This window comes from Lactococcus sp. DD01 (assembly GCF_001578715.1).
In the GTDB taxonomy this organism is placed as follows: domain Bacteria; phylum Bacillota; class Bacilli; order Lactobacillales; family Streptococcaceae; genus Lactococcus; species Lactococcus petauri.
Genome location: NZ_KQ968939.1, coordinates 725082 through 749125, shown reverse-complemented (window position 1 = coordinate 749125; position 24044 = coordinate 725082). Strand labels below are relative to the sequence as shown.

Here is a 24044-nt window from a genome sequence, read left to right as displayed (position 1 = left end):
CTGTGGGCCACAGTAATCATACTCCTCTTTTTATTACCCTACCGTTTTAATGTAAGTACAAAACGTGGTTGGGAAGAATACTATCTCCCGGTTTTGGGACTTTTAGCAGGCTTAACAAATGAAGTCGGTGGCGCGACAACTGTATTGCTTGCTCTCATTTTTACGGTTTATAATTTTAAAAAATCGACAAACGGAAACACGGTGGCGCAGATTTTAGGAACCTTAGCTGCCGCCTTTGGTTTTGGGATGCAAGTCATCTTATCATCAGGATCTGCTGAAACGCAGAACTACGGTGCTTCTTCCGGTTTAGGCCAACGTTTCCTCGATATCATATCGGGAACTGCGCATTATTCTGGTTTTCTGATACTGCCTATCCTTGTATTTGGGGGAATTCTTTATTTTAACCGGAAGCAACTCCAAGAAAAAGCATGTTATCTCTGGCATGGAGGACTTATCTTTCTGGTATCAGGTCTTGCAGGTTGTGCTGCAATCCTGGCATCGCCCATCACACCTGCTCGTCTTTGGTTTGCAAGTAATATTCTGTTTATCATAGCTTTATTAATGATGATTGAAGCATGGCAGGAGTTACATACACAAAGCTCTTGGACCAATGTGCCTTTGTGCATTGCCATTCTTTGCTTAAGCTTTGTGAGTTTGCCCAGCTATGACTATAATTTAAAAGACATCAAAAATTCATATGAATATTTTTATACAGCCCAATCTATAGCCCAAAAAGCAAAAGAAGAGGGTAAAACTTCGGTCCGCGTACCTGGGATTCCGATGACTTCTAACGACTTTAATGCTTATTTTGGGACGCCTTATTTGGTTTCAAGTGAGCACCCAGAAAAAGAATGGGCGAACACATGGTTTGCCAAATATTATGGGCTAGAGAAAGTCTATTTGGATGATACAGTGCCAATGGCAAAAGTAAACTTAGAGAATGCTCAACCTATTGATAACATTCTGAATGCTTACAATAAATATTTTGGTTATTTCCAACGCAAGATTCTTCCTTTCAATACTGATAAGGTCTTAAAACGTGAGCAAACTGCTAAAACTTCGGCAGCAAAAACAACCATTACTAAGAATCCTAAACCAAATAACAAAAACTTACCGGCAGATAAACCTTGGCTTCGTAACGCGCTTATTCGCTATATCGATGTAAACAAGGATGAAATCGTTGCAACAGAGCAAATCACTTCACCTTATAATGAAGCTTATGATATTTCTCATGCAGCAACTGCAGGCTATGAAATACTATCAAATAATCCTAAATCTTATATTTTTAATAAACGTTTCGATCAGACCATTGACATTCATGTCAAGCCTACACTTCATACCATCACACTTTTCTTTAATGATAAACATCAAAAAAATATTTCCATCACAAACATTGAAGGCCAAACAGGAGAAACACTCACCGTACAATTGCCACGAGGCTACAGTAGCAATGGATCAAAAACAACTCGTATTACCATTGATGCAGAGACACCTTGGAATAAAACAGTAGAAGTAACCAAAATTCCATTTTGGAAAAATCTAGGAAGCTTCTCGACTTTTTATAGCGTAGTTGCTGGGTTATTAATTTTTGTGGTTTATGATATTTTTCTTAAACAACGACAGGGAAGATAAGTATTAAGGGTGAAAAATACAAAAAACTCAAGTAGATAGAAGAAATAATTTCTTCGATACCTTGAGTTTTTTTAGTGCCTTCTATAAGTTTATTTTCTTTTGAGTTTATTGCTTATGTGCCCGACTTTAAAAGTTATTCTAAAAAACCAGGTTTGACGATTGATTACTTGCAAGAATTTCCCGGAGAGGTTACTTTTAATGAAAGTGAGCTCATCCAAGCGCTCCAAACAACAGATAGAGCTTCCTACCAAAAAGAAAGAGCCACCTTTTTCCAAAAAACCTACAACTATCGAGATGGCAAAGCAACAGAACGTGTGCTTAAGTTAATTGAAGCAATTATGAACCAGAGCTTGTAGATAAAATTTACATAAAAAAAGCCATTAGACTAGAGCTAAATGGCTTATTTTTTTACTTTTATCCTTATTTTTGAATGAAGTAATAAGATGTTGCTTCACCTGAAGCGAGGAGAGCATTTGCTTTATCTTGAAGTTCCTTGTATGATGTTGAAACTGTTGACTCATGCTTGTTGCCTGCTTTATCTACATAAACCAAGACCCAAGCACGTCCGTTTGGAGTTGTTTCAGAGCTAGATGGTGTTGCATTAGGGTCAGCCTGAGGACTATGACCACCTGCACCGTTATTTTCTACTGGATTATTTGAGTTATCGACCCAGCCTTGATCTGAACTTTCTGATGCTGCAGGTTCAGACGGTTGTTCAGATGTAGCTGGGACTTCAGAAGTAGCTGTTGTGGAATCTGAAGTTGAACTGGCATCTGAGCTCTCAGATGTTGTAGTTGTTGTTTCTGAACTGCTGGCTTTACTTGTACTTTCACTTGAGCTTTTAACAGAGCTAGAAGGTTCAGAAGATGCGTCTTTCTTTGCGCTAGTTGTATTGCTGCAAGCTGTCAGTAGCAAGACAGCAGCTAATGAACTAACTAAAAGTAATGATAATTTAAATTTTTTCATATGTAAGACTCCTTAAAATTCCTTTTCTTTCTTCCAGTATAACATATTGTCTCTCAAAAACCTGATTAATTATCTATAAATTAAAAGTTAATGAAGAAAAAACTCTCATCTAAAAAAGATAAGTCGAATAATTTGTAAGCGTTTTTTAACTTTGTTAGAATTATTATATAGAAAAAATAATAAATAGAAAGAAAGAGGTGCTTTATGATTTGGTCATTAATCGTTGGTGCAATTATCGGAGTGATTGCGGGTGCAATCACAAGCAAAGGGAAGTCTATGGGATGGATTGCTAATATCTTAGCGGGTCTTGTGGGTTCTACTGTTGGTCAAGCTTTACTGGGATCATGGGGCCCTAGTTTAGCTGGTATGGCGCTTATACCTTCCATTATCGGTGCCGTCATCGTGGTAGTTGTTGTTTCTTTCTTCTTAAGTAAAATGGGCGATTAAACAGTAGCTGCAGTAAAACGGGAGGAGGAAATGTGTCAAAAGGAAAAAAATTTATTCTAATTTTAGTTGATTTATTTCTTATTACAATCATCCTACCACTGTTTCTTTACACACTCGGGAAATTTAATATAGTCCAACCAATTACAGATATGGCGCAGGTTCCTTATATTGGACCCTACTTGCCTACATACTTCTTGTTTGCAACAGGTATTTTAGGAATTCTCTTACTCATTCTTTTACTTGTCATTATCTTCTATCCAAGAAGATATACAGGCTTTGTCTTAGGAGAAGGTAGAGGAGAACTGCTTCTTAAAAAATCTGCGATTGAAGGCTTTGTGCGAGAAACGCTCAGAGAAAATGGTTATCTTAAAGACCCGAAAGTCGATACTTTGCTAGGTAAAAATAAGATTAAAATCGCGATTAAAGGTGAGATTATACCTCGTGTGCAAATTTCAGAAAAGGCTTTGCTTATTGAAGAAGAAATTCGTAAGGGCTTGAAAGAGTTTCTCGGGGTAAATCATCACTTAAGTTTGAAAATAAAAGTGAACGCTGTAACACCAAAGAGTAAAAGCAGTTCACGTGTGTTATGATTGGAGGTTAGATGAATCTTTTAGAAGAATATCAATATCCAATTATAGGTGGGGCAATTGGAGCAATCATCGCTATCTGTATCTTTACAATTGGTTTTTGGAAGATGCTCTTACTGTTTTTACTCATCGCGCTTGGTAGTTATATTGGTTTCTATCTCGAACGTACAGGATATATTGATAAAATAGGTAAAAAATAATTAAATAATTTATAAATAAAAAGGAGAAGCTATGGTACAAGAAAACAAAAAAACTTTGGATAACTCAGTTGATGCAGTAAGTGGAACTTTAACTTATGAAGATAAAGTGATTCAAAAAATCGTAGGACTTGCCTTGGAAAAAGTAGACGGCTTGCTTGCAGTTGATGGTGGCTTCCTGTCTAATCTCACAGGAAAACTCGTAAATACGGACGATGTAACTTCTGGTGTAGGTGTCGAAGTTGGTAAACAACAAGTTGCGGTTGATCTTAAAATCGTAGCTGAATATAAGAAATATGTTCCTGACATTTATAAAAATATAAAAGAAGTTGTTTCAAAAGAAGTTAAAGGCATGACAGACCTTGAAGTTGTAGAAGTTAACGTAGATGTTATCGATGTTAAAACGAAAGAACAACAAAAACAAGATGAACAAAGCCTTCAAGATAAAGTAGGCGATGCCGCAAAATCAACAGGACGATTTACTTCGGAAAAAGTTGATCAAGTGAAAGACAAAGTCAGCGATGATGATGAACCACGTGTAAAATAAAAAAATAAGGAGATTTTCTCCTTATTTTTTTTTATTAAATCTCTTCCTTTAGTTGGACAACTTTGACTTGATAGACACTCGATTCATGAAGCATTTTTTGGAGAGCATTAATCATCAGAACCAACCATGTAAAGGAAATTGCAAAGGCAATAATCTCGAAAACCGTGAGAGACAGATAATGAACTTTCAGAAATAAAATTGCTGAAGTAACAAGAGCGACGAAAACAATAGCTGACATGCTGAGAAATTCTTTCGAAATTTGGGGTAACAGATATTTACTTAATACTATCAAGATAATAATGCACAAAACAATACCATACGCAGAGGCATTATGAAAGGTCATTGTCCATGATTGAGCGGGGAAAATACCTACACCAGCAATAAACAGAGCAATGACATAGTAGAAAGCTTGAACAATTTTGACTTTGAAATTGTACAAGTCGCTTTTTTGAAAATCCATAAATAAATAATCAGTGATCGTTAATAGCATCAAAGCAGAAAAAATCATCGTAAAATTAAATTGCCACTGATTTTTAGCTTCACCTGTTCCTAAAAAGCTAAAGTTGTATTGCCACCAGCCATTTTGACCATTAGTGGCCATGGAAAGGAAAATACCACCAATAAAGGTAATAAACAATAAGATAATCAGATGAGAAATTTTAACAGAGGCTGCAAAAAGAATCAAAAAGTAAAAAACAATAGCTGAAAAGAGAGCAGCTACAAAAGAAGCTGTGAAGCGATCGAGAGTTACTCCGACAAAGGTCATCCCCAAAATGTACCAAATTAATGCTTGAATCGCAAAAACAATCAAGGTATAGGCAAGGCTGATTGTGACAAGTTCTCTTATACGGCTAAGCATGCGTTTTTGCGGTGAGGTATTTTGCTTGGCATAAACCCAAAGGAAGGTTGCAAAGCCAATAATTGTCGCACACAGCATGCTGATTCCAGCGACAGAATGATACCGCCCGCCCGTAAAATCAATCTGAGAATGACCACTTAAAAAGAAAGTAAGTAGCGAGATAACTAAACTTAATAAACTTGGAATAAGCATATAGTGTAACGAAAAATTTTGTGCATCAAGCTGATCAACGTCACTTTTTAAGACAATCTGGTTTTGCTCGACTGACATTTTATAGTTTTGTTGCTCAAATTTATCCGCAACTTCATCCGGAATTTCAATTATTTTTTTCATTTATCTTCTCCATTTTTAACTCCTATTCTTATTATTATATCAATATTTTGACGATTTAACTTCTCTGATTCATTTAAGAAATGAAAATTTTCTGAATTGAAAGATTTGAGTTGAGTTTTTCGCTAATTTAAAAGAGAAGTGTTAAAATTAATGAAATGAAATCGGTTGCCGAGTAGGATACGAAGTGGAAAAGGGGTATAAGATGTTTCAATTTTTAAAGTTGTTTTTAATCAATGCAGTAATTTTCCTTATTTTAGATAGTTTATGGTTAATCTTTGCAAATAAAAAATTTTATCAACCATACATTGGCCATCTGATGGGGCAAACCAAACTTTTGCCTGCCGTCATTTTTTATCTTATTTATGTGGCTGCACTTGTATTTTTTGTTTTGGTACCTGGACAAGAAAAAGAAAGCCATTCTTATGTTCTTTTAGCCGGAGCTTTTTTTGGAGCAGTATGTTATGCCACATATGATTTAACAAATCTTGCGACATTGAGCGATTGGCCATTGAAAATTACAATTGTTGATATTATTTGGGGGAGTTTTGTGACTTCCCTTAGTGCAACACTCACTTATATAATTGCTGCAAAGCTTTAGAAGGAGAAAGAAGTGGGAGAAAAAAATGAAAATTATCGCTTGTTACAGAGTTTTAGAGCTGGGGCAGAAAAAGTAATCCTTCAGAAAGAAGAGCTGAATAAAATAAATGTTTTCCCTGTGGCAGATGGAGATACAGGTAGTAATCTTGCCTCATTAATGCAAGCTATTATTGACAATGTGCCGATGAAAAATTATCCTATGGATATTCTTTTAGATGAGATATCAGCAGCTGCACTTATTGGTGCTCGAGGAAATTCAGGAATCATTTTTGCCCAATATTTAAGTGCTGTGGCTGAGAACTACCAGAAAGCAGAAACGAATTTTGAAAGTTTTGTGGAAGCTTTAGAACAAGCTGTAAACAAAGCTTATAGTTCGTTAATAGATCCTAAGGAAGGGACTATTTTAACAGTAATGCGTGCCTGGTCTATTACACTGGAAAAAAATTATAGATTGAATCACTCCTTTGAAGAGGCCTTGTTAGAAGCAAAAGCAGAAGCACAAGAAGCACTAAATGCTACGCAATTTCAAATGTCTTTGTTACGGAAAAATAAGTTGGTAGATGCAGGGGCGAAAGGTTTTTATTATTTTATCCTTGGTTTTACAGACTTTTACTGTGGTAGAGTTTTAAAAGTTGGGGATGAAGAGGCAGATGACGGTCTAGAGAGGGTTAAAGAACTTTCGGTAAATCATATCATAGCTGAAGCACCGCGTTACAGATACTGTTCCGAATTTATCATCAAAGCACCCCAAATCTCTGAACTTCAATTACGAGAAGTACTGCAAGAAAAGGGCGATTCAATGGTTACTGCAGGAAATGCTAAACAGTTAAAACTCCATATGCACACTAATGAGCCTCAAAAGGTCTTGGCAAAGCTAGAAAAATACGGACAAATTATCTACCAAAAAGTAGACGATATGCGCCTACAGTACGAAATTTCTCAACAAATGTTAGCTCCAATAGCGATTGTTACAGATTCTATTGCTGATTTACCTCAAGAATTTGTGCTTGCACATCAAGTGCATGTTTTACCTGTAAATGTCACTGTGGGAGACCAAAATTTTCTAGACAAGTTGACAATTAATGCACAACTTATCAAAGAAAAAGCAGATGAAAATCTTAAGATGGGTACTTCACAGCCAAGCATCCAAACGATTGATGCGCTTTTCTCTTTTTTGGAAGGTAAGTATGAACATGTGCTTGTTATCACGGTAGCGTCACAACTTAGTGGCACATATCAGTTGATTGAGCAACGTATCAAAGAAAAAATTATTCGAAAAACTGGATTCATCTCATTGATTCACGATTAAACTCTGTTGCTCAAGGTTTACTTGTACAACAGGCAGCCCAACTTGCGGAGAGGAAAGTTCCTATCCGACAGCTTGTGCAAGAAATTCAGCAGCTACGTGAAAGAATCTTCATCTATGTGGCAGTAGCTGACTTATCTCCGATGATACAGTCAGGAAGAATTCCTCAGTCTTTAGGAGCAATAGCTCAAAAACTCTCACTTTATCCAATAATTAGTCTAGACAAAACGGGCAATGGGAAACTCATCGGTGCTTCCTTAAGTCAGAAGCAAAGTATGAAAAAAATACTCAAAAAAATCCAATCCTTAGCAAAAAGTGGACAGATTGAAGATATTGCTCTGACTCATGTCTTGGCCCAAGGTGATATAGAAGATTGGCAGAAAATATTAAAAGAAAAAACAGGCAATGATTATAAGGTGATTGAGAGTTCATCTGCCATTGCTATCTCTGCGGGAGCGGGAAGTATCGCTGTCGCTGGAATTACAAAGGAGCAGTTATGATTTATGGAATAGTTTTAGGGGTTTTGCTTGTTTATTTTATTTGCTGGTTTAAAGTAGCAGACCAGAAGAAAAACTACGGATTAATCGATATAGCATGGGGCGGAGGTTTTGTTTTAACAGCGTGTCTAAGCTATTTCTTCAATACTCAAATAACCATGCAAAATAGAGCAATTTTGGTTTTGGTTGGGCTTTGGGGTGTGAGGTTATTCGTTCATTTAGCCCGACGCAATTGGAACAAACCCGAAGATTATCGCTATACAAACATGCGTCGCAGATGGGGGAGTCACGCGCCAAAACTAAAGGCTTTTTTCTCCGTCTTTATGGTTCAGTACCTTTTACTTTTTATTATTGCGTTGCCAATCATGCAAAGCAATCACCGCCCGGAAAGTCAAATTTTCTGGTGGCAAATTCTTGGAGTAGTGGTTTGGCTGATAGGTTTTGTTTTTGAAGTAATAGGTGATTGGCAACTGGAACAGTTTAAGAAGCATAAAGAAAACAAAGGAAAATTACTGACCAGCGGCTTGTGGTCAGTGACACGACATCCGAATTATTTTGGAGAAGCTGCATGTTGGTGGGGCATCTTCTTGATCGCTTTTACAGACATTTCTGATCTTTGGTTGATCGTGAGTCCACTTTTAATCACTGGTTTACTCTTATTTGTTTCTGGAGTCCCATTACTTGAAAGGAAATATAAAGCGCGCAAAGATTTTCAAGCATATGCACAAGTCACCCCTAAATTTTTCCCTTTCATCGGCAAGAAAGGACTGTAAAAAAATCCCAAGATAAATTTCTTGGGATTTTTATGTCACGCCTCAGTTAACGTTCAAGGATAAACTCAGAGTTAACAGAGGTCTGTTTATTTGCTTTTGAAACAGCCTGCTCAAAAGCCATCCGCCCGACTTGACGGCAATGGTTGTCAATGGTGGGTAATTTGAGCAATTGTCCAGCGAGCAAACGTTCTTGTCCTACAATAATCGGTTTAGGAAGTCCTTGCTCTTCAAACCAACGCCATACATTGGCCGCAATTTCGTCGGAATTAGCAAAAATTCCGTCAAATTGTGTCAATTGTGGAGCAAAGCGATAAGCATCCTCAGATGAGATAAGGCCTGATTTGATCTGCTCTGGTCTTGCTTCAAGTTGGTAAACATCCTTGTAAGCCTGTAGAGTAGTTGAGATTGTTGGACTTTTACCTCTGGATAAGAGAAAGCCAATATTTGAACAGTGTTGCTCCTTGAGCCATTTAAAGGCTTCACGATAAGCAGGGATCCGATTTGCATAGGTTGCTGGAATCCCTGAATTTTCAGGTTTGTAGCAGAGCACGATAGGACCATATTTCTGATATTTAAGGATCGTCTCTTCAGGTACTTGACGTGAAGTGAAAATGATGGCTTCAAAGGCCTTTTTACGTAATTTTTCTAGATATTCAATTTCTAAATCCTGATTATAGTTTGAGGGGAGAATAATGATTTTATATCCTGTTTCAAAGCTTTTCTCAAGGATTCCTTCTAAAATTTTGCTGAAAAAGGGTGACTTGATATAAGGAAGTACAACACCGATATTATGTGTAGCTCCATATGCCAATTCTTGAGCAATCGCATTTGTCGCATAGTCTAATTCGGCAGCAGTTTTCAAGATTTCTTCACGCGTGTGTTGAGAGGCATAGCCATTACCAGAAAGCACACGGGAAACGGTGGCTTTGGAGTATCCAGTAAGTTTGGCAATATCAGAAAGAGATGTCATAAGGTTACCTGTTCGTTGATTTCACGAATAGCTGAGAGCGCCTCAGTTACACCGTGATCTGTATTTTTAGCTACCACTATTTTAACATGGGCTTTCACTTCTTCGCTAGCATTATCTACTGCGATAGGAAGACCGGCAACCTTCAAGAGCGGAATATCGTTATGTCCATCACCGATTGCAGCAATTTCCTCAAAGTTAATTTCCTTTTCTTCCAAAATAGCTTCCGCAGCATCAGCCTTAGTTTTTTCAGCAGATGTAATCTCTAAAGTATGTACTGTGGAACGAGTTACATGGATATCAGGAATATCCAGCTCTTTCAAAGCTTGCTCAATTTGTAGCATTTCTTCAGGGTTGAAAGACATCAGCATAATTTTGTAGATTTCAGATTGTCCGTCAAATGCTTTAATACGTGGTTCAGCTCCAGTAAGGGCTTTTTGGAAGAAAACTCCCTTGTCCTGTTTCTTAATGTACCAATGTGCCAAGCTGTACCAGCTGAGGCTTACATTTGGAAAGTTTGAAGAGAAGTAATCCAAAAGAGCGGAAACAATATCAGCCGGTAAGGTGTGCTTTTCAATCACTTGAATCCCAAAATCATTTTGAGTAAAAGTTAGATTTCCGTTGAAAGCGATCTGTGGTGTCTTTAGCTGAAGTTTATTCAATATAGGGCCCATCTCAATCGGGCTTCGTGCGGAAACAAGGCTAACGGGGATATCACTCAGGCAGACTGACCAGCGATTTGTATCAGAAAGGCTGCCACGTGTATCGAGAAGTGTCCCATCCATGTCTGTAAAAATGTGTTTAATCATCGTTAAATCTCCTTTATGTTTTTTTGATGCTTTCATTGTAATTTATGAAACGCGTTCCATGTCAAGCGATATGCTTTTCCGATTTGGAAGATAAATTGAGGAGAAAAACTGGAATTTCATAAATTTTCACATAATTCTGTATAAATTCTTGCAATTTAAAATATTTTTACGTATAATAAGTTTTAAATTCATAAAGGAGAAAATCACATGAGCAAAACACTTCCATTGACAGTCTATTTCTTTTGGCGCAGATAAGTTGTGTTTATGCTTGGCATAGATACAACTTTTGAGTATTCTCAAAAAGTATCTGTGCCCGTGATAAAAAGCCGGGTAAATTACCCGGCTTTTTCTTTTTGAATTTAACCGCTCTTTAGTTTTTGTTAAACCATTAAAGTTAATCTATCGTGATCCAAGCAGGGCTTTACCTTTTTTATAAAAAACTAAAGAAGCAAAAAAAATAGAAATGAGGGATTTTACTTGGAAAATTCTAATCAAGAACTGAAGTCTTCAATGAAGACGAGACATGTGATTATGCTATCACTTGGTGGCGCCATTGGAGCGGGCTTATTTGCTGGTTCCAGTAACGCCATCCAAGCCGCTGGTCCAGCGGTAATGATTGCTTATCTTTTAGCTGGCGTAATTTTATATGTCGTGATGCATGGCGTTGGCCAAATAATCATTCATCAAAAAGAGAACACTGTTGGTTTAGCAGGGCTCATCTCCCCTTATGTGGGAAAAAGATTTGCCCACTTTACAGACTGGGTTTATTGGTCCTTATGGATGGCTGTTATGGTAGCAGAATCAGCAGCCATTGCTCAATTTTTAGGAGTTTGGCTCCCCCAAATTCCATCGTGGATTTTTGTACTTATAGTAGCTATTATTACCTTGGGGATAAACCTTTATTCAGTACGTGTCTTTGCGGAAACAGAGTATTGGCTGGCTTGGACAAAAATTATTGTCATTCTTATTTTGATTGTTGTGGGACTTTATTTAGTCGCAACTCAAGTTTTCCACCTCGGCCTTAGTGACGGACTTGGAAGAATGAATACTTATGGCGGATTTATGCCTAATGGCATGCAGGGAGTGTTTAATTCCATGCTTATCGTTCTTTATTCTTATGGTGGGTCAGAACTTATCGCCTTGACGGTTGCAGAAGTAGAAAATCCTAAGAAAGCTATACCAAGAGCGATTCGAGGAGTTATTATCCGTATTTTCTCTTTCTATGTTATTCCAATGTTTATCTTTGTGGAGCTCTACTCATGGAAGTTTTTGAGTACAACAAAAGAAAGCCCGTTTGTCTTAATTTTTGAAAAACTTGGGATTCCAGGGGCAGCTTTGATTGTTAACTTTGTTATTATTTTAGCTCTCTTTTCTGTTATTAACTCGGCTATTTATGCCACATCACGTTCGGTTTATTCACGGGCCAAAGATGCGAAGGGTCCAATCGGACAAACGCTAGGTAGACTCTCGAAGAAACAAATCCCTGTCGCAGCAATCATCTTTTGCTCAGGCATGCTCTTTATCGGAGCTATTCTCTCCTTTATTTTTGGCGATAATCTTTTTGTCTATCTTGCAGGATCAATCTCTTATACGATTCTTATTGTATGGATGATGCTCTTGATTGCGGCGATTATTTTCTATTTTAAAACAGGACTTGGTGGTTGGTTTGTCAAGACGGCTTCCATCCTTACTTTAATTGTACTGCTTATTGTGGGCTACAATGTTGTGATTTCAAACCCGTGGGGAATTTCTGTATTTGCCTTAGTCGTCTGCCTTCTTAGCCTTTTAAGCTATCGTAAAAAAGAAGAATAAATAAATGAAACAATAAACTGTCAAGTATTTTTCTTGACAGTATTTTTTTGTTTTGATAAACTTATCTTAATAATAAAAGCGAGGTAAGGTCTATTGAAATTATAAGTCATGAAAATTGAAAAAACGTTAAAAGCGGTTCTGCAAGAAAGACCGCAGATGTTTTTTCGCATTCATGATTTATAGAAATAGACTTTCAAAAATAAAGGCCTTTTTGGGCTTGTTTTGAACTCCTTTTCTCTATTTTTGTGGATGCGAAAATAGAGAAAAGGAGTTTTTATTTTGAATAAAAAACAAAAAGAGCTGCAAGCTCGATTAGAGAAAATTAAAGCAGCACAGAAAAAAATACCTGTTCAAACAGGTAAGAAAATACAGGCAAAAGGCCTTAAACATGCAACAAAAGCCCACACAAGTTCGCAGCACTATACGATAGGTTTTAACTAGAAATGAGAACAGTGTGGTTTAAGAAAAGCACATAAGCTTTTAGAACAGGAGAAAAATGTCGAACATTAAAATAAATCATTTAACATTTGGCTATACCGATCAGCTTATTTTTGATAATGTAAGTATTAATATTGATGATCAATGGAAGCTGGGATTAGTTGGCCGTAACGGGAGGGGAAAAACTACACTTTTAAAAATCCTTCTCGGAGAAGTGGAAGCACACATTGACATAAAGACAAATAAGAGCTTTGTGTATTTTCCTCAGACGATTAATGATAAAGAGCAGCTGACCTTATTTGTCTTGCAGGAATTAGCTGACTTTGAGCAGTGGAAGCTAGAACGTGAATTAACATTAATGGGGGTTGACTTAGACACTTTATGGCGTCCTTTCAATAGTCTTTCTGGTGGAGAGCAGACAAAGATGCTGCTAGCAGTTCTATTCTTGGATGAGCACAATTATCCGCTCATAGATGAACCAACCAACCATCTTGACAAGGCATCACGTGAGAAAATTGCTGCCTATTTGGCAGAAAAGAAAGGCTATATTTTAATCTCACATGATCGTCAATTTCTTAATAAAACAACGGATCATACAATGGCGATAGAACGTGCGGATTTACAAGTGTATGCAGGTAATTTTGCTGTCTACGAGGAGGAAAAACGTTTGCGCGATCTAACGGAAAAGGCGCAAGACGATAAACTCAAGAAAGAAATCGGTAGACTGAAGCAAACGGCGCGTGAAAAAGAAGCGTGGTCACGCAATTTAGAAGCGACAAAATCCCGTAAGAAACGAGGCTTTGATTCAGAAACCAAACGTGTTGATAAAGGTTTTATTGGACGAAAAGCAGCAAATATGATGCAAAAGTCTAAAAATCTCGAAAAGCGCATGAAAGAGGATATCGCTGACAAGGAACTACTTTTAAAAAATTGGGAGGAAGTACCTGACTTGGAAATGAGTATCTTAGAGAGCCATCAAAAACGCTTACTGACAGTGGAAAATTTAGCGGTAGGCTTTGAAGACCTTCTTTTTGAACCTGTGTCTTTTACACTTGAGCAAGGCCAAGTAATTGCCCTAACAGGAGAAAACGGTCGAGGAAAGTCTTCATTAATGAAAGTCCTCACTGGAGAATTTAATGGACGTTATGCTGGTTCATTTGAGTTGGCTCATAACTTGGTCATTTCCGAAGTAAGGCAGCTTGCAGATAACAAAGGTTTCCTAAATGATTTTGCTAAAGAAGAAAACTTAGAATTAGAACTTTTCCTCAACAATTTGCGCAAGTTAGGCGTAGAGCGCAAAGTTTTTGAGCAAAAAATCGAAAATATGAGTCAAGGACAGCAGCGTAAAGTCGAACTCGCTCGCGCCTTAAGTCAGCCAGCGCACATTTATCTTTGGGATGAGCCGCTCAACTATCTTGATGTTTTTAATCAAGAGCAAATCATTCAAATGATAAAGAACAGCAAGCCCAGCATGCTCGTCATTGAGCACGATCAGTATTTTGTTGATCAAGTAGCAGATATCCAAATCGAACTCGTAAAAAGCAGCGTTTAGCACACTGCTTTTTTATTTGAAAAAATTTAGAGATTTCTTGACATGTTCCTTTTATTCCTGTATACTAAAGAAGTCGAAAGAATGAAAGCGTTTTACGTGCGCGTTGTTTTAAAGACACTGCTCTCTATCCAAGAGCAAACTTTCCTATAAAATGTTTACAAAAGTAAGAACGTCCGTTGGTGAAGCGGGCGTTTTTACTTTTTTTGAATAAAAACTCTACGAAAAGCATTATTACCTAAAATAAAAGCGAAACAGTCCTTAATTTGCTATAATTAGATAAGAATAATTTTAGAAAAAGGAGTTTTATTTTGGGGATTCTTGCCATTGTTGAACTATCTATTTTTGTCCTAAACTTCTTTTTATCATTGACCATCATTTTTCGCGAGCGAAAAAGCACCTCAACAACATGGGCTTGGCTCTTTGTGGTCAATCTTCTACCTGTCTTTGGCTTTATTTTATATATCTTAGTTGGTCGTGGCATTGCACACTATCGCATTTTTAAGGTGCAGCGTGCCTTTCGTGTGGGATTTGAAGAGCAATTGAAACGTACTTGGAGAGTGTATAACGAAGAGGGATTTATAAAAAAAATAACGAGAAATCATGGTATTACCCAGCTGATTCATATGCTTTTTGTTGAAGAAAAAGCCGTTATTTCAGCAAATACCGGAGTGAAAATCTTTACAGATGGTCGGGCAAAGTTTGATGCGTTGCTTGATGACATTCATAATGCCCAACATCACATCCATTTAGAGTATTACATTTTTCGGATGGATCATCTGGGAAGGGAACTTACGAACGCTCTTACTGCAGCTGTAAAACGTGGTGTTGAAGTGAAAGTACTCATTGATGCTTGGGGAAGCAATAAAACAAAAATGCGTGAGTTTGATGAATTGACGAAAGCTGGTGGAGAAGTGTCCTATTTCTTTCCACTGATTTTATCCCTCATCAACCCGCGAACAAATTATCGCCTACACCGTAAGATTGTCGTTATCGATGGTCAAATTGGTTACACAGGTGGTTTCAATGTGGGAGACGAATACGCAACAGAAACGGCTAAATTTGGCTACTGGCGAGACACCCATCTCCGTTTAACAGGCGATGTTGTGTACTCGTTGCAGAATCGCTTTATTATGGATTGGAACAGTCAGCATAAGTTTGAAATATCAGAAGCAGAAGAGTACTTCCCAGCAGCCTTAGAAGAAGATCGGATCATTACACAGTTTGTGACCTCTGGTCCAGACGAAGTCAAAGCGCAAATAAAAATGACCTATATGAAGATGATAAACAGTGCAGAACGTGAAATCATCATTCAAACACCCTATTACGTGCCCGATGATGCCCTGCACGAATCTTTAAAATTAGCCCTTTTATCTGGGGTGGAAGTTCGGCTCATGATTCCTAACAAACCGGATCATCCATTGGTTTATTGGGCGACCTATTATTATGCAGCTGACTTGCTTAAGATGGGAGCAAAGGTTTATACTTATGAGAAGGGCTTTGTACATTCTAAAACGCTCATTATCGATGGGGAGTATGCATCTGTAGGATCAGCAAACTTCGACAATCGAAGTCTGCAACTTTGTTTTGAGGGAAATATGGTCCTTTACGATTATGATATTTCGCAAAAATTACGGGAAGACTTTAAGAAAGACCTTGAAGTCAGCAAGCGATTGACCATGGAGATATATGAAGAGCGAAGCACAAGCATTCGCTTCAAAGAAGGGCTTGCAAGGCTCATTAGTCCAATGCTTTAAACAAAAAATGATCCTATTTATACTTTAATAAGAAAGAGGAGAAAAACATGGATAACAAACTGAATATTGTCATTATTACCGGGATGTCAGGTGCAGGTAAAACTGTAGCCATTCAATCTTTTGAAGATATGGGCTACTTTGCCGTTGACAATATGCCACCTAACTTAATTGAAAAATTTGTTGAGCTTCTCAATACACCCGACAGTAAAATAAACAAAGTTGCAATGGTTGTTGACATGCGCTCACGTATCTTCTTTGACCGTTTACGTGGTATCGTTGCAGAACTCTCAAATCTACCAGAAGTGAATTTTAAACTTTTATTCCTTGATGCAAGTGATGTTGAATTGGTTGCACGATATAAAGAAACACGTCGCTCACATCCGCTCGCTATTGATGGACGTGTATTGGATGGGATTACGCAAGAGCGCGAAATTCTCTCGGATTTGAAGTCCTTGGCTGAAGTTGTAATCGATACAAGTGAGCTCACACCACGTAATTTGCGGGCTCGTATTCTTGAGCGCTTTTCAGAAACAAAAGAAGCTCCATTTCGTATCGAAGTTGTTTCCTTTGGCTTTAAGTACGGTTTGCCTATGGATGCAGACTTAGTCTTTGATGTGCGTTTTCTACCAAATCCACACTACATTCCAGAGCTTCGTGATAAAACAGGGCAAGATAAAGAAGTCTTCAACTATGTCATGAATCAAGAAGCTTCTGAAGCATTTTATAAAAATTTAATGAACATGCTCTTGCCGATTATTCCTGCTTACCAAAAAGAAGGAAAATCTGTATTGACAATTGCTTTTGGCTGTACAGGTGGGCAACACCGCTCTGTCGCATTTGCTGAACGCGTATCCAAAGCACTTCTTAAAGAAGACTGGCATTTAAATACTAGCCACAGAGATAAGGATAGACGGAAAGAAACGGTTAATCGATCATGAGCAAATCAAAAGTAGTAGTTATAGGAGGCGGGACTGGAATTCCCGTCATTTTGAAGTCTTTGCGACAAGAAAATATTGATCTTTCCGCAATTGTAACAGTAGCAGATGATGGTGGATCTTCAGGTCGCCTGCGTTCAGCAATTAATATTGCTCCGCCAGGAGACTTGCGTAATGTTCTTATTGCCATGAGCGACATGCCCAAATTTTATGCAGATATTCTGCAATATCGTTTTGATGCAAGCGATGGAGAACTTGCTGGGCATCCTTTAGGTAACTTGATTATCGCTGCAATCGGTGAGATGCAAGGTTCAACTTATCAAGCAGTACAAACTTTAGCACGATTTTTCCACGTGCGTGGCAATGTCTATCCTTCCAGTGATGTGGCACTGACCTTGCATGCTGTTTTTAATGATGGGCACGAAGTTGAAGGTGAAAGTAAAATTGCTGATTATGATGGCTTGATTCATCATGTTTATTTGACGGAGACAAACACAGGCCAGAGCCCACGCGCCTCTAAAAAGGTGGTGCAATCTATAATGGAAGCAGATACGATCGTTTTAGGGCCTGGCTCCCTCTTTACTTCAATCTTACCAAATATCGTCATCCCAGAAATTGGTGAAGCCTTGCTTAAAACAAAAGCTCGTATCATTTATGTCTGCAATATCATGACACAACGCGGGGAAACTGAGCACTTTAGTGATGCAGATCATGTGCGTGTTATCCATGAACATTTAGGCACTCGTGTGATTGATACCGTACTTGTAAATAGTGCGGAAGTGCCAGAAGAGTATATGAATTCAAATGAATTCGATGAGTATTTGGTCCAAGTTGTTCATGACTTTAAAGCACTCAAAGAAGAAGAAGTTAACATTATTTCAAATGATTTCTTACAGTTGGTTAATGGAGGAGCCTTCCATAATGGTGATGCCATTGCTTCAGAAATCATGGGTATCAGTGCACGTTGTGAGAGAAAAAAAGAATGAGTTTTACGAGTGAAATAAAAAAAGAGCTCACGAGTCAAAAAGCAAGTCGAGGAACTTTACTCGCTTTAATACGCATGAATGGATCTTTGGGTATTTCTGGAGGTTTGACCTTGTCTTTGTCTACTGAAAATGCAGCTACCGCAAAGTATATCTATCAGATGCTCCTTGAAATTTATCAAATACGTGCTGAAATTCGGGTGCATCAGAAAACAACACTTTCCAAAAATAGAGTGTACACCGTTTTTATTGAAGATAAAGTTAATGAGTTGCTCAATGAACTGCAACTGTCGGATTCGCTGATGTTTTTGGATTCGGGTATACCTGAGTCAGTGAAGTATGACCAACAAGCACAAGAAGATTATATGCGAGGGGCTTTTTTATCAAGTGGTTCGATGCATAATCCAGAAAAAGGCGATTATCAGTTGTCTATTTCTAGTGTGTATCAGGAACATGCTGAAGACTTAAAAGATATTTTTAATAATTTCGGATTTGATGCGCGTGTCATTGCGCGGAAGAATCGCTATATCCTTTATTTATCTAAAGCAGAGGAAATCATGGACTTTCTGACCTTAATTGGAGCGATGAAGGCACGTTTAAAATTTGAAGATGCAAAAATAATGCGTGAAATGCGTGGCTTGGCAAACCGTCAATCCAACTTTGAGTCGGCAAATATAAACAAATCAGTGTCGGCAGCACAAGATGTAATATCGGCAGTTAAATATTTGGCAGAGAACAAAGAGCTGGAAAATTTGCCGCCTGCACTTACAGAGGTTGCTCATGCTCGGATTGCTCACCCTGAAGCGACCATCAAAGAATTAGGGCAACTTTTGGATCCACCGTTGGGTAAATCAGGTGTGAATCACCGGTTACGAAAATTGACAGCCTTAGCTGAAGAAATAAAAAAAAGCGGAAATTAATCCGCTTTTTTTAGTGCATTTAAAAACATTTCAGTAAGAATCTCAGGGCGCTTCAGTGCCCTTTCCAAAGGGATTGTTTTCATTCCTTCACTCATAATATCGATAAAAAGAATCAGATCCTCATCCGTGTAATCAGGAGAAATTTGTCCTTCTGCACGCCCTTTTTGAAAGAGTTTTTGATAAACAAGATGTTGAATATGTCGCATATCTGTATCAAAGAAGTTAGGATCAGTAGCGTATTGATTCATCATGTTTTGCAAAAAAATATCCGTCATCATATGGATCTGTTTTATTTTAAAACGCGAAACCTGGCGAAAAGTCTCACGAAAATTTTCCTTCGTGTTTACCAAGTGTTGAATTTCCTCAATCATAAAATTAAATGCATTTCGTATAACGATATTCATCAAGTTATTTTTATTCTTGTAATATTTAAAAATTGTGACCTTAGAGACCTGTGCCAGTTGAGCAATTTCATCCATAGAAATATCTGAAATTAAGCGTTCTCGTAGTAGGTTAGAAGTCACTTCAAGAATGGCTTTTTTCTTTTTTTCTGTTTGATTCATTTTCTCGCCTCCACAAAAGAATACTTTATATGTATTATATCTTTTCGTTTGTACTCTTTCAACTAAAATAGTACAATATGAACTATAAAAGTAAAAATAGTACATATTATTTATGGAGTGAGGAGGAAAAGCAATGCAAAAGATTGTTGAAATAAAAAACTTGCAGAAAAATTTTGGTAAATTTCAAGCTTTGAAGAATGTTACATTAGATGTAAATGCCGGAGAAGTTTTGGGCTATATTGGTCCCAATGGTTCAGGAAAATCAACAACGATTCGTGTTTTGCTGGGGATTATTAAAAAGAGTGGAGGTTCAGCCACAATATTTGGTAAAGATGTGTGGACAGATGCCATTGAGATTCATAAGAAAATTGCTTATGTGCCTGGCGATGTATATCTTTGGCCCAATCTTTCTGGGGGCGAGATTATTGACCTTTTCTTGAAGCTACATGGTCATGCAGATTTAAAAAAACGTGATGAACTTATCAAGAAGTTTGAGCTTGATCCCAAGAAAAAGGCGCGTAGCTATTCCAAAGGAAACCGTCAGAAGATTGCCTTAATTGCTGCCTTAGCCACGGATGCTGAACTTTATATATTTGACGAGCCAACCAGTGGTTTGGATCCCTTGATGGAATCGGTTTTCCAAGCTGAAGTCCAGCGCCTCAAAAAAGCAGGGAAAGCCATTATTTTGTCCAGCCATATCTTATCTGAAGTCGAACGTCTAGCAGATCGTGTTGCTGTAATTCGAAAAGGAGAAATCGTTGAGACAGGTTCACTTGATGATTTACGTCATTTGACACGTGATACTTTTAAAGTCGAAACTCATCAAGCGCCAGAAGCGTTGCGTGGATTAGAGGGCGTACATGATTTACATCTCAATGGTAACAAGGCTGTTTTTCAAGTGGATTCGGATAAAACAGATGTTATCTTAAAAACCTTACTTAAGTATGGGGTGAAGAAGTTAGAGTCTACACCGCCAACTTTAGAAGAGCTCTTCATGCATCATTATGAGTAGGAGGTGGATATTATGGATAAACCTTTAAATAAAACTTTCAGTATGCTGAAGGCCTTGCTCAAGAGAGATTGGTTAAAGCTGGTCTTTTGGATAGTCGGTGTGTTGGCTTTTGCAGCATCAGGAGTGGGTAAATTTGAGCTTATCATGCAGACTGACAGTCAAAGAGAAACTATGTTTAATGTTTTTCAAGGACCAGCTATGACGGCATTATTCGGCCCTATGACGGTCACTCAAGGAAAGGATTTTACCGCCGCTGTAGCTTATGGCACGACCATGCCTTTAATTACAGCAATAACATTTGCTGTTGTTTCTGTTATCTACGTTGTCAATCGAACGCGTAAAGAAGAAGAGGATGGAATTGCTGAAGTTTTCCGTTCTTTTCAAGTTGGAAAGCTAGCCAATACGACAGCTGTCGTTATTGAACTCTTTGTTTTACAAATCTTGATTACTGTGGTCTTGGCGATTTCAATTCAGTTGCAAAATATTCCGGGCATGACTTCTTTTAGCGAAAATCTCTTGTTTGCCTCTGCTATAGGTGCTCAAAGTTTAATGTGGGGCTTATTTGCACTTGTTTTTGCGCAAATCTTTTCCGATTCAGGTAGTGCTAAAGGTGCCACTTTTGGCTTCCTTGGCTTGCTCTATCTTATTCGTATGGGAACAGATACACAAAATGTAAATTGGGGCTATTGGAATCCTTTGAGTTGGTCATATCTGACCGACCCTTATGTTAAGAATCATTGGCTTCCCATCTTGTTAGCATTGGGATTAAGCCTTGTCCTTCTCGTTATCGCTTACTTCCTTGAGATTAGACGAGATGTCAATGCAGGTTATATTCCAGAGATAAACGGTAAGGACCATGCTTCGAAAAGCTTGCTTAGTTTTACAGGGCTTACGCTAAGGCAACAACGTACAGCCAGTATCGGATGGATTTTGGGACTTTTTGTTCTAGGTATTACTTATGGATCTATGATTGACCAAATCGGTGGCTTTGTTGAATCCAGTCCAACTATATCCAAACTCTTTAATATTGACCCTCATCTGGCAAATGAAGCTAGCAAGGCAGCAAGTAAAGCGATGATTGAAAGTTTTATGTCGACAATCTTTATGATTTGTGCGGTAATGGTTGCTTGTTTTGCGGTCACTTCCCTCATGCGGCTGGTAACAGAAGAACGAAAAAATCGGCAAGAACAGCTTTATGCTATGCCGATTAGCCGTTATAAAGTTTATGCAACCTATATGATTATCTCTTGGATATTGGGGGCTCTTGCTCAATTTGCAGTTGTACTTGGTATCTATCTGGCTCAAGCTAATAACGCCAATGCATTTAGCTTTCCTAAAGTAGCTGCTGCGGGGATGTATTGGACAGTTGGAGTTTTCTTTATTCTGGGTATTTTAGGCTTGCTCATAGCCTTGGTTCCACGTTTGAGTGCTTGGATTTGGGTTTATCTTGGCTTTGCGTTCTTCATGAGTTATATTGGCAACATATTGAATCTCCCGGCTTGGTTAAATAATTTTAATATTTTCCACCATATTTCAAGGCTTCCGGTCGAAACGATGAACTGGGGTAATTTTGTACTCATATTTGCTTTAGCAGCATCTTTTGCTCTACTTGGAATGGTTGCTTATCGCCAACGTGACTTGATTGGGGATTAAATAAAAAATAGTCCAGATGGACTATTTTTTTAATTGATGATAGCGATTGTACCAAATGTCAACATACTCTTTGGAGAAAGGTCCGCGTTCATTATTTATCCAATCAACAAGAATTTTTACATTTTCTTTCAAAATATGGTCAATTTCAGGAGAGTAGTTCATTTGTCTTCTGTGACGTTCATATTCTTCAACATCCAAGAGTTTTTTCTCGCCATCTTTAAATACTTTTACATCGAGATCGTAGTCGATGTATTTCAGCGCCTCATTGTCTAAAACAAAGGGGCTCGCAAGGTTGCAGTAGTAGCTGACGCCTTCCTCACGAATCATAGCAATGATGTTAAACCAAAACTTTTTGTGGAAATAAACGATTGCAGGTTCACGTGTGACCCAACGACGGTCGTCTGACTCGGTTACAAGTGTGTGGTCATTTACACCAATAATTGAATTTTCATTTGTTTTCAGTATCATCGTATCTCGCCAGGTACGATGTAAACTGCCATCATGTTTATAGCTTTGAATCGTGACAAGGTCGCCTTCTTTCGGAAGATTCAAGGCTTCACCAACTTTCCAAAATTCAAAGTTCTCGCTTATTATTATAGCATAATATTCAAAAAGTTTCTGAACTTAGGTTGGCAGTTCAAAAAAACTTAAGCTACTAAGAAACTCCTTTGACAGATTCTGTTCACGATAATTTTGCCAGCTATCAAGTGATCTAATCGCCTGATATCTTTTACGCAAATGATAGTGTTCTTCGATTTGATATTCAGGATAATCTTGCAGAAAATCGCTAACCATTTGCCACTCGTAAGTGTAACCCAAGGGGCGGGAATGATATATGATTCCATCAATAGATTGAGCAGAAATACGATGATGTGCGTGTCCAAAGACCACGTCCGTAATTTGCGGAAACTGAATAAACAGCTCATGGAAAGCTTGGGAACCAAGATAAGCATTGAAGCGCTCAAATTTTTTATAAGCTGTATTAATGGAAAAAGCTTTGTGTGGAACAAAATGCATGGCAATGATGATACGGCCAGAAAAATCTAGATTTTCCAAGATACTTTTAAGGCTGTTAAGAGTATGCTGTGTTGTGAGAGCATCGCTATAATCACGATGAATTTTACGATCAAAGTAAAAACTATTCTTAAAGGCTAAAAGTTTTTCCTTCGAGTAATCTTGAGTAAAAGAATAATCATACCAGCCATGAAAACTAATCAAAAGTGTATCACCGAAATACTTAAGTGAAAAATCCTGTGCATTAATTTCTTTTTCGGATAAATGTACCATATCGTGATTGCCAAGATTATGGCTGATATCGAAACACTTTGATAATTGATTAAAAAAAGGTGCCGTAATTTTTTTATAGTCGTTGGACATGTCGCCTGCAAAGTGCAAGTCTGTCACAGATTGCTCTTGTAGCGTATCAATTAAAACTTGAATTTCAGTATCTGTAAATTGATTAACATCCAGATGCAAATCTGAAAGCAGTGCTAATTTTTTCATAGTTAAATTATAACAGAACCGCAAGTCAAGTTCTAATTGTGGTAACCGAAAAAAAACTACAGGAGTTTTTTATTTATTGATAATTTTGGACTAATTTTTCAATTTCTTGATCCAATAAGGTATAAAATGCTGCGATGTGTGCTCCATCCACAAGGGCGTGGTTAGCAAGAACCGAAAGGGGAAGCAACAGTTCATTGTTTTGTTCAAAATACTTTCCCCAGGTGATTCTTGGATTGCTGTCCGCAGGAACTGGTGTCGGATTAATCATAGAAGTGAAGGAGAACCATGGGAGCGTGGAGATAAATAATTTATTTAAAGTATCCTCTGCTTCCTCATCGATTGAGCGTATGGTTTTAGCTTTTTCTTGCTCTTCCACGGCATAGATCAAAAATGCAGCAAAAT

Annotated in this window: 25 protein-coding genes and 1 pseudogene; 18 read left to right on the top strand and 8 right to left on the bottom strand. The window is 37.9% G+C overall.

Features of this window, described 5'->3' with window-relative positions:
- Positions 1-1632: DUF6056 family protein (locus LACDD01_RS03650; RefSeq protein WP_231863368.1), on the top strand; the 1632-nt coding region annotated here is incomplete at its 5' end.
- A 116-nt stretch (positions 1633-1748) separates the two neighbouring features.
- Positions 1749-1988 carry a CDP-glycerol glycerophosphotransferase family protein gene (locus LACDD01_RS03645; RefSeq protein ID WP_231863367.1) on the top strand — a complete coding sequence of 80 codons (240 nt, stop codon included), beginning with the start codon at positions 1749-1751 and terminating at the stop codon, positions 1986-1988.
- A gap of 64 nt (positions 1989-2052) precedes the next feature.
- Here the strand turns inward: LACDD01_RS03645 and LACDD01_RS03640 are convergent, their stop codons facing one another.
- Positions 2053-2598, bottom strand: coding sequence for a hypothetical protein (locus tag LACDD01_RS03640; protein WP_061413237.1), 546 nt, complete (start codon positions 2596-2598; stop codon positions 2053-2055).
- A gap of 204 nt (positions 2599-2802) precedes the next feature.
- Here LACDD01_RS03640 and LACDD01_RS03635 point away from each other — a divergent pair, with 204 nt between their 5' ends.
- The 4 genes from LACDD01_RS03635 to LACDD01_RS03620 are packed head-to-tail and all read left to right on the top strand — an operon-like array spanning position 2803 to position 4376.
- Positions 2803-3045, top strand: coding sequence for a GlsB/YeaQ/YmgE family stress response membrane protein (locus LACDD01_RS03635; RefSeq protein WP_061413236.1), 243 nt, complete (start codon positions 2803-2805; stop codon positions 3043-3045).
- Between the two features lie 32 nt (positions 3046-3077).
- Positions 3078-3635: an alkaline shock response membrane anchor protein AmaP gene (amaP, locus tag LACDD01_RS03630; protein WP_061413235.1), complete on the top strand. Its 558-nt coding sequence runs from the start codon at positions 3078-3080 to the stop codon at positions 3633-3635.
- An 11-nt stretch (positions 3636-3646) separates the two neighbouring features.
- Complete coding sequence (locus LACDD01_RS03625; protein WP_019291889.1) at positions 3647-3832, top strand: DUF2273 domain-containing protein; 186 nt, start codon at positions 3647-3649, stop codon at positions 3830-3832.
- A gap of 31 nt (positions 3833-3863) precedes the next feature.
- A complete protein-coding gene (locus LACDD01_RS03620; protein WP_019291888.1) occupies positions 3864-4376 on the top strand; it encodes an Asp23/Gls24 family envelope stress response protein in 513 nt (170 codons plus the stop codon).
- A gap of 34 nt (positions 4377-4410) precedes the next feature.
- Here LACDD01_RS03620 and LACDD01_RS03615 read toward each other — a convergent pair whose 3' ends face one another.
- Entirely contained in the window at positions 4411-5568 is a 1158-nt protein-coding gene (locus LACDD01_RS03615; RefSeq protein ID WP_061413234.1) for a DUF998 domain-containing protein, read from the bottom strand.
- Between the two features lie 202 nt (positions 5569-5770).
- On the opposite strand from LACDD01_RS03615, the gene LACDD01_RS03610 reads away from it, so the two are divergent.
- The 3 genes and pseudogenes from LACDD01_RS03610 to LACDD01_RS03600 all read left to right on the top strand — a co-directional run bounded on the left by LACDD01_RS03610 (position 5771) and on the right by LACDD01_RS03600 (position 8741).
- Positions 5771-6166: a DUF2177 family protein gene (locus tag LACDD01_RS03610; RefSeq protein ID WP_061413233.1), complete on the top strand. Its 396-nt coding sequence runs from the start codon at positions 5771-5773 to the stop codon at positions 6164-6166.
- Between the two features lie 12 nt (positions 6167-6178).
- A pseudogene (locus LACDD01_RS12520) lies at positions 6179-7971 on the top strand (DAK2 domain-containing protein).
- Positions 7968-8741, top strand: a complete 774-nt coding sequence (locus tag LACDD01_RS03600) for a DUF1295 domain-containing protein (RefSeq protein ID WP_019291884.1) — start codon at positions 7968-7970, stop codon at positions 8739-8741. The pseudogene LACDD01_RS12520 and the gene LACDD01_RS03600 overlap by 4 nt, the downstream one beginning before the upstream one ends.
- 46 nt (positions 8742-8787) lie before the next feature.
- Here the strand turns inward: LACDD01_RS03600 and LACDD01_RS03595 are convergent, their stop codons facing one another.
- Entirely contained in the window at positions 8788-9711 is a 924-nt protein-coding gene (locus tag LACDD01_RS03595; protein ID WP_061413232.1) for a LacI family DNA-binding transcriptional regulator, read from the bottom strand.
- Positions 9708-10517 (bottom strand): Cof-type HAD-IIB family hydrolase, encoded by an 810-nt coding sequence (locus tag LACDD01_RS03590; protein WP_019335346.1) that lies wholly within the window; start codon positions 10515-10517, stop codon positions 9708-9710. Before LACDD01_RS03590 ends, LACDD01_RS03595 begins: the two co-directional genes overlap by 4 nt.
- Positions 10518-10994: 477 nt before the next feature.
- Here LACDD01_RS03590 and LACDD01_RS03585 point away from each other — a divergent pair, with 477 nt between their 5' ends.
- The 7 genes from LACDD01_RS03585 (at position 10995) to whiA (ending at position 18911) form a co-directional block, all read left to right on the top strand.
- Positions 10995-12329, top strand: coding sequence for an amino acid permease (locus tag LACDD01_RS03585; protein ID WP_061413231.1), 1335 nt, complete (start codon positions 10995-10997; stop codon positions 12327-12329).
- 279 nt (positions 12330-12608) lie between these two features.
- Complete coding sequence (locus LACDD01_RS12025; RefSeq protein WP_197458025.1) at positions 12609-12770, top strand: hypothetical protein; 162 nt, start codon at positions 12609-12611, stop codon at positions 12768-12770.
- A 55-nt stretch (positions 12771-12825) separates the two neighbouring features.
- Positions 12826-14319: an ABC-F type ribosomal protection protein Lsa(D) gene (lsa(D), locus tag LACDD01_RS03580; protein WP_061413230.1), complete on the top strand. Its 1494-nt coding sequence runs from the start codon at positions 12826-12828 to the stop codon at positions 14317-14319.
- A 308-nt stretch (positions 14320-14627) separates the two neighbouring features.
- Positions 14628-16073 (top strand): cardiolipin synthase, encoded by a 1446-nt coding sequence (gene cls, locus LACDD01_RS03575; protein WP_019293179.1) that lies wholly within the window; start codon positions 14628-14630, stop codon positions 16071-16073.
- Positions 16074-16120: 47 nt separating this feature from the next.
- Positions 16121-17011 carry an RNase adapter RapZ gene (rapZ, locus tag LACDD01_RS03570; RefSeq protein WP_019291878.1) on the top strand — a complete coding sequence of 297 codons (891 nt, stop codon included), beginning with the start codon at positions 16121-16123 and terminating at the stop codon, positions 17009-17011.
- Positions 17008-17994: a gluconeogenesis factor YvcK family protein gene (gene yvcK, locus LACDD01_RS03565; protein WP_061413229.1), complete on the top strand. Its 987-nt coding sequence runs from the start codon at positions 17008-17010 to the stop codon at positions 17992-17994. The genes rapZ and yvcK overlap by 4 nt, the downstream gene beginning before the upstream one ends.
- Positions 17991-18911 carry a DNA-binding protein WhiA gene (whiA, locus tag LACDD01_RS03560; RefSeq protein ID WP_061413228.1) on the top strand — a complete coding sequence of 307 codons (921 nt, stop codon included), beginning with the start codon at positions 17991-17993 and terminating at the stop codon, positions 18909-18911. Before yvcK ends, whiA begins: the two co-directional genes overlap by 4 nt.
- Here whiA and LACDD01_RS03555 read toward each other — a convergent pair.
- Positions 18908-19474: a TetR/AcrR family transcriptional regulator gene (locus tag LACDD01_RS03555; RefSeq protein WP_061413227.1), complete on the bottom strand. Its 567-nt coding sequence runs from the start codon at positions 19472-19474 to the stop codon at positions 18908-18910. The genes whiA and LACDD01_RS03555 overlap by 4 nt on opposite strands.
- Positions 19475-19607: 133 nt before the next feature.
- Between LACDD01_RS03555 and LACDD01_RS03550 the strand changes: the two genes are divergently transcribed.
- A complete protein-coding gene (locus LACDD01_RS03550; RefSeq protein WP_019293176.1) occupies positions 19608-20486 on the top strand; it encodes an ABC transporter ATP-binding protein in 879 nt (292 codons plus the stop codon).
- 12 nt (positions 20487-20498) lie between these two features.
- Positions 20499-22139, top strand: coding sequence for an ABC transporter permease (locus LACDD01_RS03545; protein WP_061413226.1), 1641 nt, complete (start codon positions 20499-20501; stop codon positions 22137-22139).
- Between the two features lie 21 nt (positions 22140-22160).
- Here the strand turns inward: LACDD01_RS03545 and LACDD01_RS03540 are convergent, their stop codons facing one another.
- The 3 genes from LACDD01_RS03540 to LACDD01_RS03530 all read right to left on the bottom strand — a co-directional run.
- Positions 22161-22691 carry a nucleoside tri-diphosphate phosphatase gene (locus LACDD01_RS03540; RefSeq protein WP_004258003.1) on the bottom strand — a complete coding sequence of 177 codons (531 nt, stop codon included), beginning with the start codon at positions 22689-22691 and terminating at the stop codon, positions 22161-22163.
- A gap of 72 nt (positions 22692-22763) precedes the next feature.
- Positions 22764-23642, bottom strand: coding sequence for a metallophosphoesterase family protein (locus LACDD01_RS03535; RefSeq protein WP_225210273.1), 879 nt, complete (start codon positions 23640-23642; stop codon positions 22764-22766).
- Between the two features lie 73 nt (positions 23643-23715).
- A partial coding sequence (locus LACDD01_RS03530; protein ID WP_255357170.1) for a CatA-like O-acetyltransferase occupies positions 23716-24044 on the bottom strand: 329 nt, incomplete at its 5' end.

Excerpts from the sequence above, each read along its gene's own strand:
- LACDD01_RS03635 (WP_061413236.1), top strand. The coding sequence starts at position 2,803 with ATGATTTGGTCATTAATCGTTGGTGCAATTATCGGAGTGATTGCGGGT.
- yvcK (WP_061413229.1), top strand. The coding sequence starts at position 17,008 with ATGAGCAAATCAAAAGTAGTAGTTATAGGAGGCGGGACTGGAATTCCC.
- LACDD01_RS03535 (WP_225210273.1), bottom strand. The coding sequence starts at position 23,642 with ATGAAAAAATTAGCACTGCTTTCAGATTTGCATCTGGATGTTAATCAA.
- LACDD01_RS03595 (WP_061413232.1), bottom strand. The coding sequence starts at position 9,711 with ATGACATCTCTTTCTGATATTGCCAAACTTACTGGATACTCCAAAGCC.
- LACDD01_RS03550 (WP_019293176.1), top strand. The coding sequence starts at position 19,608 with ATGCAAAAGATTGTTGAAATAAAAAACTTGCAGAAAAATTTTGGTAAA.
- LACDD01_RS03610 (WP_061413233.1), top strand. The coding sequence starts at position 5,771 with ATGTTTCAATTTTTAAAGTTGTTTTTAATCAATGCAGTAATTTTCCTT.
- LACDD01_RS03545 (WP_061413226.1), top strand. The coding sequence starts at position 20,499 with ATGGATAAACCTTTAAATAAAACTTTCAGTATGCTGAAGGCCTTGCTC.
- LACDD01_RS03620 (WP_019291888.1), top strand. The coding sequence starts at position 3,864 with ATGGTACAAGAAAACAAAAAAACTTTGGATAACTCAGTTGATGCAGTA.
- LACDD01_RS03640 (WP_061413237.1), bottom strand. The coding sequence starts at position 2,598 with ATGAAAAAATTTAAATTATCATTACTTTTAGTTAGTTCATTAGCTGCT.
- LACDD01_RS03555 (WP_061413227.1), bottom strand. The coding sequence starts at position 19,474 with ATGAATCAAACAGAAAAAAAGAAAAAAGCCATTCTTGAAGTGACTTCT.
- LACDD01_RS03625 (WP_019291889.1), top strand. The coding sequence starts at position 3,647 with ATGAATCTTTTAGAAGAATATCAATATCCAATTATAGGTGGGGCAATT.
- LACDD01_RS03615 (WP_061413234.1), bottom strand. The coding sequence starts at position 5,568 with ATGAAAAAAATAATTGAAATTCCGGATGAAGTTGCGGATAAATTTGAG.
- whiA (WP_061413228.1), top strand. The coding sequence starts at position 17,991 with ATGAGTTTTACGAGTGAAATAAAAAAAGAGCTCACGAGTCAAAAAGCA.
- LACDD01_RS03600 (WP_019291884.1), top strand. The coding sequence starts at position 7,968 with ATGATTTATGGAATAGTTTTAGGGGTTTTGCTTGTTTATTTTATTTGC.
- LACDD01_RS03590 (WP_019335346.1), bottom strand. The coding sequence starts at position 10,517 with ATGATTAAACACATTTTTACAGACATGGATGGGACACTTCTCGATACA.
- rapZ (WP_019291878.1), top strand. The coding sequence starts at position 16,121 with ATGGATAACAAACTGAATATTGTCATTATTACCGGGATGTCAGGTGCA.